Below are 16,784 nucleotides of genomic sequence, written 5' to 3'. Positions count from 1 at the left end.
CACATAAAGTCAATACCAGTTACGTTTATTAACATTATTAAAGTTTCATGACAGACATTCTTGTAAAAAAAAACTTAAATAGCGTGCATTTTTTGTTTAAAAGTGACATTTTTTGTTGTAGAATAATCTGTATACTCGTGTAGAGTTTAGCTAAGTTTTTGATTTTATTCAAAAAATATTTTTTTAAGAGAAAACAACCATATCAAGTTAATACGTACCGAATAGAACTTGGTATTTAAAAATTACTGTGAGTATTAAATGAGTAACTTAAAGGTTTTAATTACAAAACTATCACCTCCTACTCGTACTGCATTAGAAAAGTCAGCAAATTACTGTATTAACCAATTAAACTATGAGATTGAGATTGAACACTTACTGGTTGAGTTATTAAATCAAACTCCTGCCAATGATTTACACATTTTATTAAAAAAAAATAATATCTCTGCTGAAGCCTTAATTAATGATTTAAAAGAAACCATTGGTTCTTTACCAAAAGGCAATACCCGTACCCCTATTTTTGCTAAATCAATTGTAAGATTATTTGAACAAGCATGGTTGTTAGCATCGGCTGAACAAACACCCGTGATTCGTAGCAGTCATTTATTGATCGCCCTACTCACTGCGCCAGATTTACAACAGATCGCTTTCCGAGCATCTAGTCTATTTGAGCTTTTCCCAATTGATACCATGAAACATAAGTTTCTGGATATTTGCGGAAAAAGTACGGAACAGCCTGCAACTGAACCCTCTGCTGCGTCTGACCTATCGTCAGATGACACTCAAACTACGACAACAACGACGGTAAAAACACCTGCGCTGGATCAATATACGATTAACCTGACAGAGAAAGCAAAACAAGGTGGAATTGATCCTGTTATTGGTCGAGAGTTTGAAATTCGATTAATGCTCGATATCCTGATGCGTCGTCGCCAGAACAACCCGATTCTGACAGGTGAACCTGGTGTAGGTAAAACAGCGGTTGTAGAAGGTCTTGCATTAAAGATTGCACAAGGTCTGGTGCCAGAAGCACTTAAAAACGTTCACTTGCATGTTTTAGACATGGGCTTATTACAGGCAGGTGCCAGTGTTAAAGGTGAATTCGAGAATCGTTTGAAACAAGTGATTCAGGAAGTTCAATCTTCAACTCATCCGATTATACTATTTATCGATGAAGCACATACGCTGATCGGTGCTGGTGGTCAGGCGGGTCAAAATGATGCTGCCAACTTGCTTAAACCAGCTTTGGCTCGTGGTGAACTCAGAACAATTGCTGCAACCACTTGGGCTGAATACAAGCAATACTTCGAAAAAGATGCGGCTTTAAGTCGTCGTTTTCAGGTGGTTAAGATTGAAGAACCGACTGAAGAAGTCGCCATTGATATGTTACGTGCCATGATTCCTGTCATGCAGAATCATTTCAATCTGCATATTGAAGATCAGGCGATTATTACGGCCGTTCAAGCGTCGCATCGTTATATCAGTGGTCGCCAGCTCCCAGACAAAGCCGTTAGTGTGCTAGATACTGCGGCCGCTCGTGTTGCCTTGACGCAAAATGCGCAACCTGTCGTTTTAGATCAGTTAAAGGCACAACAGCACAACCTGAAATTAGAACAGCAAATTTTGACCAATGAGCATCAACACTTCCCGATTCATCACGAACGTTTAGAAGATCTCAATCAGCAATTGGCCTCTTTAGATAAAGAAATTAAGGATATTGAGCTTAAGTGGCAGCAAGAGCTGGCATTGGTCAAACAGATTCAGCAGCTCAGCACGCAAGATAATAATGATGAAAATAATGCACAAATTGCAGCATTAAGAGCTGAACTCACTCAGTTACAAGGTCAGGCACCACTGGTCTTTGAGCGTGTCAACGCACGCATCATCAATGAGATTATTTCAGACTGGACCGGTATTCCAGTTGGCAATATGGTAAATGATGAAATTAAACAGATTCTAACCCTCGAAGATAAGCTGGGCGAGCGTGTCATGGGGCAGGATTATGCATTAAATCAACTGGTAAAAGGCATCAAGACCTCTAAAGCCAAGCTTGAGGATCCCAATAAACCGCAAGGTGTATTTATGCTGATCGGCCCAAGTGGTGTGGGTAAAACTGAAACCGCCCTTGCCTTGGCTAATGAGTTATATGGCGGCGAACAACATCTCATCACCATTAATATGTCTGAATATCAGGAAGCACATACGGTTTCATCATTAAAAGGCGCACCTCCGGGTTATGTCGGCTATGGTCAAGGCGGTGTTTTAACTGAGGCGGTACGTCGTAATCCTTATAGTGTTGTGCTTCTGGACGAAATTGAAAAAGCGCATAGCGACGTTCAGGAACTGTTTTATCAGGTCTTCGACAAAGGAACTTTAGAAGATGGTGAAGGTCGTGTAATCGATTTTAAAAATACCACCATCATCCTGACCTCGAATACAGGTTCAAGTGCCATCATGCAGGCCTGCTTAAATCAGCCTGTAGAAGAATGGCCAAATGCGGATGACTTGATCGAGCATTTAAAGCCAAGCTTATATAAACAGTTTAAGCCAGCTTTTATTGGTCGTATGCGTATTGTGCCTTACTTCCCTTTACATGATGATTTGCTGGTTCGTATCATCAAACACAAGCTTGGGAAGATTGTTGCGCGTATTGAAAAACAATATGCAACTCAGGTTCAATATTCAGAAGATTTAATTGAACTGATTTTAAGTCGTTGTACTGAAGTCGATAGTGGTGCGCGAAATGTGGACAATATTTTAAATTCGACCGTTTTACCAGCGCTGGCAACAGAAATTCTGGTGGCGCTGGCAGATCATAAACTGCCGAAACTGATCAATATTGATACCAAAGATGATGAAATCATCTATCAGCTTGATCCTGTTGTAAAAACCACGAAAAAGCGTACCAGCAAAAAAGCGAAAGCTGAAATTTAAGATTGAGCCAACACTGTGATACATATGGATATTAACCCATTACTGACACCGATTAATGAGCAATCACCTTGTGGTGAAGATTACTCTTTTTCAAATGAGTTCCATGCCATTAAAAAGGCCCGAACTCAAGATGATCTTTTGCTTGATCAAGGCGATTGGGTCACGGAACCGAAACAGGCAGATTGGGATTTTGTTGCAGCAACATCGATTGATTTGCTGCAAACCAAAAGTAAAGATATCCGTATCCTCACTTGGCTTTCTGAAGCCTGGGCAAATCTATATGGCTTCGAAGGTATCGCGAAGAGCCTTGAGCTCAGTCACCGCTTACTTGAACAGTATTGGCTGACACTTCATCCAGAAGTAGAAGATGATGATCTGGATCAACGTATTGGGCTGTTACAGGGTTTAATTAACCAGTTACCATTGCTGATTAAAAAAGTTCCTCTGATCAATCACTCACCTTTTTATCATCTACTCGACTATGATAATTTTCTTTACCATGAAAATATCCGTCGTAAACAAAGTGATGATTATGAAAGTGCGAGCAGTACAAGCGAGCTAGAACAGTTTGAGCAAGCTTTACTCAGTACCGATAAAGCTTTCCAGCGCCAAAACTATCAACATTTTACCGAAATTTTTCAACAGTGGTCGACACTGAAAAATGTGCTGGATGGTTTACTTGGCTTAGATTCACCAAGCTTTGCTGCAATTGACTCTAGCATCGATAATATTCATATTAGTCTTAAGAAAATTTATAAAACAGAACAGTTTGAGCAAGTGACTCAAACCGTGGCGACTGACAGTGAACCCGCTATGACCACGACAACACAAAATGTGACGACTCAACCGACTGCGGTTCAGGCGCAACCAACCTTCCAGCCGCAAGTTCAATCGCATGTTGAAAATCGTGAGCAAGCGATGCGCGTTTTACAGGAAATCGCGACCTATTTCCAAAAGAATGAACCGCATAGTCCTGTGAGCTATATGTTGCAAAAAACCATTAAGTGGAGCCAAATGCCGCTGCATGAATGGTTAACCCAAGTGATTAAAGACGAGCATCCATTACAAATGCTGCAAGATACGCTCGGCGTGCAACCAAAGAATGAATACGAATAATTGTTGGTAAATCGATATGTTTAAAGCAGAGAAAATTCTTTGGGGTGAGGGCCTGTTTTTACGTCCTCAGCATTTCCAGATTCAGGACACGTACCACGAGCAACGCTTGAATCATACGGTTCGGGCGTTAATTCCGCATGCTTATGGCGTACAAAAGCTCAAATTTGATGAAGTACAGCTTTCAACCCATATTCTGGCTTTAGAAGAAGCTGAAATCATCTGGCAAGATGGTGAAATTTATCATGCACCAGCACAAGATTTATTACCAGAACCGCTATTGCTGGATGATTTAAATCTGCAAGGTGAAATGACTGTTTACCTTGCCCTGCCAATTTTACAGGCAAATAAGAAAAATATTGCCGATGAGACACGCTCCCTGTCGAGCCGTTATCACAACTATCTGTCAGAAACACACGACCTGTTTACAGATGCTAGCCCTGCTGAGCTAAGTTTGTTGCGTCGTCGTGCAGAATTTAAATTGCTTGATCCGCATATTCAACCGACCCAGAATCTTGATGGCTTCTTGTATTTGGCTGTAGGAAGATTAAAACGCCAAAGTTCAGGTACATTTGAGCTGGATAGCAAATTCATTCCACCAATTTTACATGTGGCTGCGTCAGAGTCTTTAATCAACAACTTAAAACGTACCTTGAATGTGATTAAAGCCAAGATTAAAACCATTCAAAGCAATAACCGTGAAAACGAGCAAAAACTGATTGAGTTCCGTTCAGGAGATATCGTTTCATTCTGGTTAATCAATGCATTGAATACGGCCTATGCGGGATTGAATCATTTACTGCATTATCCGCAAATTCATCCAGAACGTTTATTCTCTGAGTTGTTACGTCTGACTGGTTCCCTACTCACCTTCTCAACCGCCTATGATGTCGATCATTTACCGCATTATAAGCACCATCAGTTACAGGACAGTTTCCAGCAACTCGATGTTATTCTGAGAGATTTGCTAGATACCATTATTTCGAGCCGCTATTTCAGCATTGCCTTGAAAGAAACACGCCCATCTTACTGGGTCGGCAGCCTTGAGTCTGACAAGATTACCCGTGATACGCGTCTTTATATCGCAGTCTCAAGCAGCATGATGCAAACGCATGAACTCATCCAGATTGTGCCGTTACGCTTTAAAGTCGGTAGCACCATTGATGTAGAGCAACGCGTGATTGCAGCATTGCCTGCGGTTCCACTGCATCATTTGATGCAAGTCCCAACAGCAATTCCAGTGCGTTCAGGTGTGAGTTACTTTGAAATTGAACCGCATCACGAACTCTATCAACGTATGCTTGAGTCAGAATCCATCTGTGTCTATGTGCCAGCAGGTTTCCAAGATATTAGTATTGAACTCATTGCTGTAATGAATAGTTAAGAGAATAACAATGACTCAACATCCAGCTGGTATTCCTTCTTTATTTGATGATGGAAAAATTGGTTCAGGCTTACCCAGCTCTGACCAACCACAAAATAAAGCACAAGCAACGAATCTGATTGATCTGTTACATGATGGATTTTATTTAGTTTTCTTGCTGCGTAATCGCTATATCCCCTCAAATCCAAGTGATTTTCGTGAAAAAATTCTGGATTTACTCAACCGTTTTGAGCAACAGGCGAAACGACTGCAATTTTCAGCAGATGATATTCATGATGCGAAATATGCGTTTTGTGCATTGATTGATGAAACCATTGCAACGCAACAAGATGCTGCCTACTTTAACTTGCAAAATAGCTGGCTCATCAGTCCACTACAGTTAAGTTTATTTGGCTCTCAACTTGCCGGTTATCGCTTTTTTGAGATTCTAGAGCAACTGCGTAGCCGCGGCAAAGATCGTCTGGCATCGCTTGAAGTATTTCATTACTGTTTATTGCTTGGTTTTCAAGGCAAATATCGTCTTGAGTCCGTTGAAAGCCTCAATCATCTGGTTGCACGTGTGGGTGATGAAATTGATTATCTCAAAGGTAAAAAAGCAGCATTCTCTCCGTTCGCCGCGATTCCAGATCAGATCAAACATATTATTCATCATGAATTGCCATTTTTCTGGATCCTGATTTTCTTATTGTTATTCGCAGCGCTGACCTTCGCAGGTTTAAAGTTTATGCTGAACAAACAAAATCATAATGCTTTAACACCCTATCAAAATGTGATTTCAGCGCCAGCAGAAGAAGCACATATTACTATCCATTTGCCTTAGTTGATTGAAGTATGAGTCAGGAAAGAACTACCTCTTTACGCATCTTACAGACAAATAAGAAAAAAACATTATCTCCTGTGATCTATTTACTGATTGGATTTATTTCAGGGATTATTTTGACCACATTATTTTTCTTTATGTTGTCCACAGGAACAGGATCATCCAGTGAATATGTCGAACCGACTCAGGTTGTAGAAGAAAATACCACGGTACTTCCGGGTGCCAAACAAACGACACAGACAACAGAAGTGCCGGCTCCTGTTCAATATGAATCAACTGAGTCAGAAGAAGACAGTAACTTTACTCAACCAGGTAGTAATGACCTGAATAAGTTCTTCCAACGCACTCCGCCACCTGCTGCTGCGCCTGCTCAAACGGCACAACATGCATCGCCATTTGCCAATGAACCCAATGCCAAAGCAGCTCAGCCTGTTGCTCCAGCAAAAGCAGCACATCCAAAAAGCGAGGCTGTGCCAGCAAAAGTGGTAAAACCCGCAGCTCAACCTGCTAAAGTGGTCGCACCCAAAGAGCCAGAAGCGGAAGCACCTGATGCAACCGTACAAATTAAAGTTACCCAGAAGCCTTTTGCTGTAAATGAACTCAAGTAACACATGATCTGGTTTATTTTTCTCTGCTTTGTCGGGGTTGCAATTGGGCTTACTTTATTGATGTCCTATGAGCTGCGTTACAAATGTACGCAGCTTTTACAATCCTTACTTCCGAGCGGGAAAAAGAAAATCGCCAATGCCATGCAATTTGCAGAGCATATGCATCAGGCAGCATCTCCAGAAAAATTACAATCACATTGGCATTTGCAACAATGGTGGATCCTGATCGCAGGTTTCTTTTTATTTGCCAGTATTCTGATCTTTGCGTTTACGCGCCCTATTAGTTCAACACGGATTGAAGCTGAATACTTAAAAGAAACTGATCCGCAGGTCTATGCCCTACTCAATGGAGAAATGCTCAGTCCTCCGCCTGATGTCGATGAAACACTTATTCAAGATGCGATTGTGGAAGCAACGCGCTTAGAAGAGGCGTATCAGGCTCAACATACGGCCGATCCGAGCATTGATGCTTCACAAATTGAAGTTCCACTGACACATTCTCATGGCAGTCTGGATTCATCAATGGTGGATCGTAAATGGGATAAAATTAACCCACGTTACAAACAGCGTCTGCTCATGGTCTTTAAAATCATGAAAGAACAGCATGGCTATGAACTGGTACTACTTGAAGGTTATCGTAGTCCAAATCGCCAAAACATGCTGGCGGGCAACCCGAATACCACGCGCGCCAAAGGCTATCAAAGTTATCACCAATTTGGTCTGGCAGCCGATGTCGCCTTTAAACGTAATGGTAAAGTCGTGATTAGTGAACGAGATCCGTGGGCAATGCGGGGTTATGAACTTTACGGCCAAGTCGCCGAATCGGTTGGCTTGACTTGGGGTGGTCGCTGGAAATCAATTAAAGATTATGGTCACACCGAATATCGAATGCCTGGTTTAAAGAAAACCAAAGAAATGGCGGATCAATTGATTGCTGAAGGACAATTAACAGCAAAATCAGGTGATTCATAGTTTTTAAAATACATAGACAGATAATATTGATGATTATCTGTCTTTATTGCAAATAAAAGTGACCACAAGCGTTTTAATAAAAATGATTTAAAGTATATTTTCCTCGATCACAGGAACAGCAATCATTTTCATTAATTTTATTCTATATTCTTCATATATATAATTCGTTCCCCAAACGATCATAAATGCAAAAACAAATGAACCGATCACATCAAAAGGAAAATGTACACCGACATAAATTCTTGACCAGCCTACAATAACGCTCAGTAATAATCCGATACTTCCTATTTTTCTAAATCCTGACAGCAAATAAGAAAAAGCAATCGTGGCAACGGTCAACGTATGCATGCTAGGAAATGATGAAGTTGAACCATGCCCGACCAGCGTATGTCCTAGCCCCATCACAAATGGACGCGGATGATAATAGAATGCATGGATAACATTGGTAAATAACAATGCGACCAGCACAAAGATTAGAGTTTTAATAAATTGTGTTCTGTATTTTTTATTCTTAAAAAATACAGAAATGATTAAGAATCCTAATAAACCGCCAATTAAATTATGTGAAGCGAATATAGCGATTTTATCCAAAAATGTATTTTGCGTCGCAGCGGCATTAATCCACTGAAATATATTAATATTTACATCTTCAATTGACATTGCCAATCGATCCATGATGATTTGATGTCAGCACGATAAAAAAAATAGCTTAAAGAAAAATTAAATTTATCATAAGGATAAAAATAGTTTTTAGCCTGATTTAAGCTATTTTTAATTTTGATGATTTAGTCGTATTTATTCACTAAGAATCTATAGACCCTGATTTATAAAGATTTAAGAACAAACTGTTCCTTCCACTCGAACGGGCACTTTTGAATCTAAAGCAGCAATCGAAACTGCCATTGCATCAATCACGCGACCCAGTGAAGCACTTGCACTGCTCACAATCGTTGGAATCTGATTATTATTGGCGATGACAGGCTGAGTGAATGTCATCCGACAAGCCAACTGCTGATTCTGGGTAGAATCTTGATTGATCGTGATACTCGGATCATTACGTTTAATGATCCATGCCACAGAAACTTCAACATTCTTATTATTGGCAGAAGTAGTATTCACAATATCAAAATGGGAAAAGTCCGTCGCAACCCGATAAGACACCTTTCCACCGATCATGCCACTGTTATAGCGATCGACGGCACCAAGCTTTTGTTGCAAGCCAGCAGATAAATTATCTCTTAACTCTGCCCCTAAGGTTGAAGTCCAGCGTTCATTATCCAGAATGTTTGATCGGCCATTGATTTCCTGTATCACCAGAGGCGCGCGATTGATTCGATCAGGTAAACCCACAGGTAATACCTCGATCACCTTCACTTTAGAGCTCGGCAAAGGCATGACTTTATTTGCCAAAGTATAGTAATTCGGTGTAGGCGAACTGGAACATGCGGCAATTAATAAAGTTGTCGCGCAAATTCCAGCACAACGTATCGCGTCCTGAGCAGTAAATGCTTTTTTCAATGTTGTAATGATCATTTATTCTTCTCTGCTTTTTTCCCGCGAATCAACGATTCAGGATGTTGTTCAATATAATCTGCCATCAATTGTAATGATGCCGCTGCCCGAGTCATTTGCTGTAAGGCTTTACGCACGTCCTGTTGCATTGGCGCATCACTGGATAAAATTGATTCACTCGATTGCATGGTTTTACGGACATCATTCAGAGTCGCTTGTAAACCAGGTGCCACTTTGCCATCTAACTGTTTCACCAATTTGTCGGTTGATTCAATGGTGGTATTCATATTATTCAAGGTTTTACGAACATCTTGACCAATCTCTTCAAGCGGGAACTTACTTACCTTATCCGCAATCTGTGACACTTGCGCTTGCAATCCACTCAGTTCAGTTGCTGTGGTTGGCACCTCAGCCCGCCCATCTGGACGCATTTTTAAAGCAGCAGGTTTGGCTTTCGGAAATTTATCAAATGCAATGTAATTCTGCCCTGTTAACAGATTACCTGTGCGCATTTGAGCACGCCATCCTTTTGCAATGAAGTTTCTGAAGATTTCACCATCTGGATCAAGTTCTTTACCATGTGCTAAACGTGATGGATAAATCACAGCATCGACGCGCATCCGTAACTGAGTATAATTCTGGTCAAACTCCACATTGATGGCTTTAACATTTCCAATTTCAATGCCCATAAAGTCAATTGGTGCACCTGCCGTCAGACCACGTAAAGAATGATCAAAATACATAATAATCGGGCGAGGTTTACCATCAGGCTCTTTCATGGCCTCTTTCCGAGAATCTGACAAGGTAAAATAACTGTGATTAGGTGCAATACCTGCCGACGAATTTTCTGGATAACCAAATGCAATCCCACCCGCAACAATACTGGCAAGTGATTGGGTATCCAGATTAAATCCTGAAGCATTCAAGGTCACATCCACCCCGCTAGCCTGCCAGAAGCGTGCATCTGTGGTCACGAATTTATCATAAGGCGATTGAATAAATGTTTGGAGCTCTACACTTTTGCCATCATTTGCCAGTTTATACGCCGTAATTTGCCCAACATTAATTCTACGGTAGTAAATAGGCACGCCAATATCCAGTGAACCTAAATCCTGTGCCTTTAAGAAAAACACTTTACCCGGTATATCCGAGGAAACAACAGGTGGAACCTCAAGTCCAACAAAATCTTCCTGTTTTTCTTCTGCCTTGCCCCCATCCACTTCGATATAAGCGCCCGATAATAAAGTATCAATTCCGGAAATCCCACCTGTACCGATACGAGGTCGCACCACCCAGAAGCGTGAATCTTTGGCTGCAAAATTACTGGCATCTTTGCGCAGCTCAATTTTGGCAATGATATGAGAACGATCATCAGACAAATCAATCTGGCGAACCAGACCAATATCCACCTGTTTATAGCGAACCGTGGTTTTCCCTGCAACTAAGCCTTCAGCGGTACGAAAAGACACCTCAATGGTTGGGCCCGTATCCAGCACAGCTTTTGCAGCAAGTGAAAGCGCGATTAACAAGGCAATAAAAGGAACCAGCCAAATCAGCGCAGGTCTCCAGCGCCCTTTCTTTTTTTCGGGTTCCGCGAAAACCGTATCCTGCTGAGTTAACTCGGTCAGGTTCTCTTCAGAATCTTGGCTATTGTGTGTATTTTCTGACATAGTGATCGTTCTTTTATGGGTCAAAAACAGGGTTTTACAGTTTTAACTTTTCAGTTGATGAATCGTGGTTGTTTTTAAATGTTCAGCGTGTGGATCATGCACTGAATTTGCCTTGAAATAATTATCCCAAATAATCCGTGGATCAAAACTCATGGAAGCAAACATGGTTAAGACCACCACAGCACCAAAAGCTACAGCGCCTGGCCCTGCCAGAATTGTGGCAAGCGACTGGATCTGAATCAATGCGGTCAATAATGCCACTACAAATACATCAATCATTGACCAGCGTCCAATAAACTCAACAATCCGATACAGCAAGGCACAATGTTCAGGTGAAAAATGCAATTTTGAAGAAGACTGCATGGAGACGGCAACGAGTAAAAATACCAGAATCAGTAATTTTAAAATCGGGATAAAGATACTGGCCATAAAAATGACCACAGACACCAGATAATCCCCATTTTGCCAGAAATAAATGACTCCACTGATAATCGTATCTTGCTGACGTCCCAATAATGAATCTGTAACCGTCATCGGTAATACATTGGCTGGAATATATAAAATAGCAGCCGCAACCACTAAAGCGAAGGTACGATTTAAACTTTGAGGTTTACGTACATGCAAACCGCTCTTACATCTGGAACATTGCAGATGCTCGTCTTCCGCCTCTTTATTTGCGACAGCATTGAGTAATCCGCAGCAATGACACTGGATCAAGCCGACATCTTTTGCCCTGAGATAGTTTTTAACCTTTAAATCAGCGGCAGGAAGATGAGGCGCTATTATTCCGATTTCGTCTTCTTTGTTGTTATTCATCCAAGACTCCGATCAACTTCGTCCCAGAGATCCTTGATCTTTACCGAAGCAATATAGACCAACAGTACACTTAATAAGGTAAATGCCCAAAGTGCCACACCGGGAATCACGGTCACCATTCCGACCAGTTTGACCAAGGTAACCAGCACCCCGATGAGAAAGACTTCAACCATGCCCCAAGTACGGAATAAAAACAGCATTCGGAGCGCTGGGGTTAAACATTTTGGTCGGCGCCCAAATAGACTGATACAGGACAACACATAACTGAGTAATAACAACTCAACCAAAGGCACAATAAATGTCGTAATCAGGATCAATACCCCGACCAGTGCCCGATCAATATGAAACATGGTCCATGCAGCACCAATCAAAGTGGTTTGTGAGGTATTTCCTTGGAGTTCAACGATCACGATTGGAAAACTATTGGCAATCACAAACACAATTAATGCAGTGATGACTAAAGCAAGCAAGGACGAAAAGGAATGACCTCGACGATACAATTCTGCACCGCAACAGGTACAGTAAGCCCGTTCACCCGATACAAGCTCTACCCTACGGTAAATCGCATCACATTCTTCACAACCTGCCAGTTCAGTGAGTCTGACTTGCTGACCGATTGCTAAGGGCTGATTATTTTTATTCGCCATAAAGCCCTGCCCATTACATAGATTCTTTCATATTTAAAAGTGACTTGTCCCAGTTATACCTTTTATTTTTGCATTCACAATCTCAGGCTATCATTCTTACACAATATGTAAACACATCGAGGGTTAAATTGTTGATTGAATAAAAGCAGTTTATCGAAGTGTTACTGATATAATATCTGTTAAAAAGTTATCCCATAAAAAAGGCGAATAGGCTACAGAAAATATCTGTAACCTATTCGCCGATTATATGATTTTTATATGAAATTTATGACTTAATTTACTTTGTCTTTATAGAAAATATTGTAGCTCGCATAACAGGCAATAATGAACAGGATACAGCAGACAAAACCGACCTGCATTGAAGGATCCGTCACCATACTGATACAGGTAATCACACAGAATAAGCCACCTAAAATCGGGGTTAACGGGAATAACGGCGCAGCAAATTTAAGATCTTTGACTGTTTTACCTGATTTGATCCATTGTCTGCGGAAGTTAAATTGGCAAACACAAATCGAAATCCACACCACCACCATAGTAAAGGCAGCAACGCCCAGTAAGTTCTTAAAAATCGTTTCAGGAGCAAAATGTTCTGACAATAAACCCGGAATTGCACCAAACATGGTGACAATAATGGCAATAATCGGTGTACCTGAACGAGTCAGTTTTGAAAATACTTTAGGTAACTGGTTCTTAGCAGACAATGACCACATCATGCGTGAAGCGGCAAATAAACCTGAGTTTGCAGCAGATAAAAGCGCAGTAATGATCACAAAGCGAATAATGTCTTCGGCGTATGGAATGCCAATATAGTTAAATACCGTAACGAATGGGCTATTGCTGACGCTGTTGGCATTTAAACCTGCCATTTCATAAGGCAGTAATGCACAGATCACTACAATGGTACCCACAAAGAAAATCAACAAGCGCCAGATGGCCGCATTGATAGCTTTTGGTACGGTCTTCGCTGGCTCTTCCGCCTCACCTGCCGCAACACCAATCAACTCTGTCCCAGAGAATGCAAAGTTTACAATCAACATGGTCGCAAAAATCGGGAAAATACCATTTGGGAACCAGCCATGTTCTGTCAATTTACTAAACAATGGCGCTGACTCATGCCCATGATAGGAAATCAGGCCAAAAATGGCGGCTAAACCCAATCCAATAAAACAGATAATGGTCAAGACCTTGACCAAAGACAACCAGAATTCAGACTCTGCAAATAGCCGCGTAGAACTGACATTCAGGGTAAAAACCAGCCCTGCAAATAATAATGTCCATGTCCACATGGAAATAGAAGGAAACCATTCCTGCATCAATAAAGCTGCAGCAGTAAATTCGGTGCCTAGCGTTGCCGTCCATGTGAGCCAGTACAACCATGTGATCATATAACCCGTACCCGGGCCAATATAAGTTCTGGCATATTCACCAAAAGAACCTGACACTGGCATTTGTACTGCAAGTTCACCTAAACACAGCATCACCATGTAAGCAATCACGCCACCCAGCAGGTAAGAGAGAATCGCACCGACTGGGCCAGCCTGAGAAATGACATCACCCGAGCCTAAAAATAGCCCTGTACCAATTGCACCACCCAATGAAATCATCACCAGATGACGCTTGGTCATGGCACGTTTCAATGGTTTACCCACTTCAATCTCTGCGCTTGAAGTACCCGATAAACTGGCGACATCCTGCTGTGGTACATATTGCCCACTCAGGGCTTGGCCTGATGGAAATGTCTTTTCGTTATTGTTACTCATACACGGTCACTCCAACTGTATTCTTATGACAACCTGTCCTTGCTGTTTTTGATTCATAAAAACGGATATCTAGACGATATTCCTTGACGCGTTTTGTTTTATTGAACATCCATATTCAAACTCCATGTATTACCATTCCATAACGACATCTCGCCGCTTCATTGGCGATGTCTTATTTCATTTCTTTTAATATCAATCCAGCTCGAAGCCCTGTTTTTACATTGGGATTCGGGAATAAAATCCAGACTTGCTGATCGTGCGCGACATAATTTCCTGCTTGCTGCGTCGCAATTTCCTCACCTTGCTGAAAGGTAGAAAAGTTAGGTGCATCGGCGCTTAGATTCAGTTGAAAATCGTCACTTTGCTTTAAAATAGAATCCACCACCTTAAACTGGCGAATGTCAGATTTCTGTCTGCGAGGTAAAGCCTGATCTGAAAGTACGGCACGCAACATCTGGTCAGTACTGGCGAACTCGGCCAAATCATTTTCACCAAAAGGTTTGGCCTTGCCTAATTCCAGCGTACTGCTCGCTGCATGAAAACGTTCAGTGGTGAAATGGGTAAAGGTTTTTCCAGCCGCATTGTGATAAACCAAAGCATCCAGATTGGCAGCATTTAAACTTTGGATCAGGAAATCATCATAAGCTCGTGTCTGATACGGGAATAAGGCAAAGACAGGCAATAGCGAAGCACGAATGGCAGTATGTAAATCATAGTGATAACGTTGCGCATCAACATGATCTTGTTCAAAGAAATCTGCAACCACCTGCTCTAATTGTGCAGCACGTCCAGTTTCCTGATCCTGAGTTAAATTTTGATAAGCACCGCAGAACATGCGATTCATATCATTTTCAAGATAACGAACCCCTTGTCGAATCGCAGCGGGATTTCCCAATACAAAAATCACACGAACTGCTAAACCCAGCTGTCCAGCAAACAAATCCTGAATGAGATGGGCCAACAATTCGATGGGCGCAGTTTCATTGCCATGAATACCCGCAGAAAGCACAATGGTTTTTCTATAAGCCGTTTTTGGCGTACATTGCAATAGCCCTTCACCCAGCCACTGCCATGTAAATCCAGCCGTTTCACCTTGTGTTTGCTCAGGTGTCTGTTGCGCCAAAGTCAATGCGAGTAGATCAACCATGTACTTTCATCCTTAAAAGCCGTTATTGAATGTTTATCTCTGGAAGTGATAAACCGAACCTAAGCCCAAAATTTTCGTAAGTTCATCCAGCGCGGTACGACTCTCGATCAATAAGTTTGGATCGGCCAAATCGTCCTGCGTTAATTCATCACGATAATGCTGATCCACCCACTGATTTAAGGTTTTGAACAATGCATCATTCATAAACAGGTTTTGATTGACCGCAGCCAGTTCAGCTTCATTCACCGCCACACGTAAACGTAAACATGCAGGGCCACCGCCATTACGCATGCTTTCACGCAGATCAAATACCTTGATGTCATCAATTGGCGTGCCCATTTGAATCATGTCACTCAAATAGTCCCACACCGCTTTGTTCTGACGTGATTCTTCTGGTACCACAATGCTCATGCCCCCATCCGCGCGGGTCAGAATCTGGCTATTGAACAAGTAAGTCGATACCGCATCATCCACACTGACACGACTTTCAGGCACTTCAATCGATACAAACTCTTGCCCGATTCCCGCCATTTTTTGACGGATTTCATGCAATCCATCGGCCTGATTTAAAAAGGCCTGCTGATGATGGAACAAGACCTGTTGATTACTCACGGCGATCACATCGTTATGGAATACGCCCTGATCAATCACATCTGGATTTTGCTGAATGAACACCGTGCGTTTCGCATCTAGACGATGTAAACGTGCAATCGCTTCACTCGCTTCACGGGTTTGACGTGCAGGAAATTTTTGCGGTGCGACAGTTCCACCGAGCTGTTGCTGACCATAAACAAAGACCTGTACACCAGCCTGATCATAAGCACCACCGAGTCGGTTATGATTGGCTGCACCTTCATCACCGAACAGTGCCGCTTCAGGCAATGCTTCATGGTGCGCGAAATATACATCATTCTTGAACATGGCTTGAAGAATACGTGTGGTCGTATGATGCTCAATTGATCGATGGAATTTATTATTCAGGTTTGCCGCAGTAAAATGCATGCGACCATCCGCGCTATCTGCCGATGGCGACACCGTACATGAGTTCGCAGTCCACATTGATGATGCTGAACTCAATGATGACAATAATGCGGGTGCCGTACGCATGGCTTGGGTAATGACATCAATATCACTGCCCGTAAAACCCAAACGACGCAACGTTGGCACATGCGGACGTTCTTGTGGTGCAAAGACACCTTGCTTGAGTCCTAAATCTGCAAGCGCTTTCATTTTCTTCAAGCCTTGCTTTGCAGCTAATTTAGGATTTGACGCATTATTGCGGTTCTTGGTTGATGCAACATTACCAAAGGATAAACCTGCATAATGATGGGTCGGCCCCACTAAACCATCAAAATTAATTTCATAACCTGACATTTTTTTCTCCCTGTGTCCCTATACGAG

General features: G+C 41.9%; 14 protein-coding genes. 6 read left to right on the top strand and 8 right to left on the bottom strand.

Annotation, left to right across the window (positions count from 1 at the left end):
* Positions 1-258: 258 nt before the first annotated feature.
* Genes tssH through PJ15_RS15035 form a run of 6 tightly spaced genes read left to right on the top strand, consistent with a single transcriptional unit; the run spans position 259 to position 7,828 of the window.
* Positions 259-2,931, top strand: a complete 2,673-nt coding sequence (tssH, locus tag PJ15_RS15060; protein WP_047432185.1) for a type VI secretion system ATPase TssH — start codon at positions 259-261, stop codon at positions 2,929-2,931.
* A gap of 24 nt (positions 2,932-2,955) precedes the next feature.
* Positions 2,956-4,047, top strand: a complete 1,092-nt coding sequence (tssA, locus tag PJ15_RS15055; RefSeq protein WP_227610438.1) for a type VI secretion system protein TssA — start codon at positions 2,956-2,958, stop codon at positions 4,045-4,047.
* A gap of 16 nt (positions 4,048-4,063) precedes the next feature.
* Entirely contained in the window at positions 4,064-5,428 is a 1,365-nt protein-coding gene (tssK, locus tag PJ15_RS15050) for a type VI secretion system baseplate subunit TssK (protein ID WP_047432182.1), read from the top strand.
* Between the two features lie 10 nt (positions 5,429-5,438).
* Positions 5,439-6,248 carry a type IVB secretion system protein IcmH/DotU gene (icmH, locus tag PJ15_RS15045; protein ID WP_004771190.1) on the top strand — a complete coding sequence of 270 codons (810 nt, stop codon included), beginning with the start codon at positions 5,439-5,441 and terminating at the stop codon, positions 6,246-6,248.
* An 11-nt stretch (positions 6,249-6,259) separates the two neighbouring features.
* A complete protein-coding gene (locus PJ15_RS15040; protein ID WP_047432180.1) occupies positions 6,260-6,856 on the top strand; it encodes a hypothetical protein in 597 nt (198 codons plus the stop codon).
* Positions 6,857-6,859: 3 nt separating this feature from the next.
* On the top strand, positions 6,860-7,828 hold the full coding sequence (locus PJ15_RS15035; protein ID WP_171248607.1) for a M15 family metallopeptidase: 969 nt from the start codon (positions 6,860-6,862) through the stop codon (positions 7,826-7,828).
* A gap of 87 nt (positions 7,829-7,915) precedes the next feature.
* Here the strand turns inward: PJ15_RS15035 and PJ15_RS15030 are convergent, their stop codons facing one another.
* The 8 genes from PJ15_RS15030 to astB form a co-directional block, all read right to left on the bottom strand.
* On the bottom strand, positions 7,916-8,488 hold the full coding sequence (locus PJ15_RS15030; RefSeq protein WP_047432177.1) for an undecaprenyl-diphosphatase: 573 nt from the start codon (positions 8,486-8,488) through the stop codon (positions 7,916-7,918).
* 174 nt (positions 8,489-8,662) lie between these two features.
* On the bottom strand, positions 8,663-9,361 hold the full coding sequence (locus tag PJ15_RS15025; protein ID WP_047432175.1) for a membrane integrity-associated transporter subunit PqiC: 699 nt from the start codon (positions 9,359-9,361) through the stop codon (positions 8,663-8,665).
* A complete protein-coding gene (locus tag PJ15_RS15020; RefSeq protein WP_047432172.1) occupies positions 9,358-11,010 on the bottom strand; it encodes an intermembrane transport protein PqiB in 1,653 nt (550 codons plus the stop codon). The genes PJ15_RS15025 and PJ15_RS15020 overlap by 4 nt, the downstream gene beginning before the upstream one ends.
* A 42-nt stretch (positions 11,011-11,052) precedes the next feature.
* Positions 11,053-11,826 carry a paraquat-inducible protein A gene (locus tag PJ15_RS15015; protein ID WP_047432169.1) on the bottom strand — a complete coding sequence of 258 codons (774 nt, stop codon included), beginning with the start codon at positions 11,824-11,826 and terminating at the stop codon, positions 11,053-11,055.
* Positions 11,823-12,473, bottom strand: a complete 651-nt coding sequence (locus tag PJ15_RS15010; protein WP_047432166.1) for a paraquat-inducible protein A — start codon at positions 12,471-12,473, stop codon at positions 11,823-11,825. Before PJ15_RS15010 ends, PJ15_RS15015 begins: the two co-directional genes overlap by 4 nt.
* 272 nt (positions 12,474-12,745) lie before the next feature.
* Positions 12,746-14,236 (bottom strand): amino acid permease, encoded by a 1,491-nt coding sequence (locus PJ15_RS15005; RefSeq protein ID WP_004771177.1) that lies wholly within the window; start codon positions 14,234-14,236, stop codon positions 12,746-12,748.
* Between the two features lie 172 nt (positions 14,237-14,408).
* Positions 14,409-15,383, bottom strand: a complete 975-nt coding sequence (astE, locus tag PJ15_RS15000) for a succinylglutamate desuccinylase (RefSeq protein WP_047432161.1) — start codon at positions 15,381-15,383, stop codon at positions 14,409-14,411.
* A 33-nt stretch (positions 15,384-15,416) separates the two neighbouring features.
* Entirely contained in the window at positions 15,417-16,757 is a 1,341-nt protein-coding gene (gene astB / locus PJ15_RS14995; RefSeq protein WP_047432157.1) for an N-succinylarginine dihydrolase, read from the bottom strand.
* Positions 16,758-16,784: the final 27 nt, after the last annotated feature.

The organism is Acinetobacter sp. neg1 (assembly GCF_000788125.1).
Classification (GTDB): domain Bacteria; phylum Pseudomonadota; class Gammaproteobacteria; order Pseudomonadales; family Moraxellaceae; genus Acinetobacter; species Acinetobacter vivianii.
The sequence above is the reverse complement of the archived record's forward strand: the minus strand, read 5'-3'. Positions and strand labels throughout refer to the sequence as shown.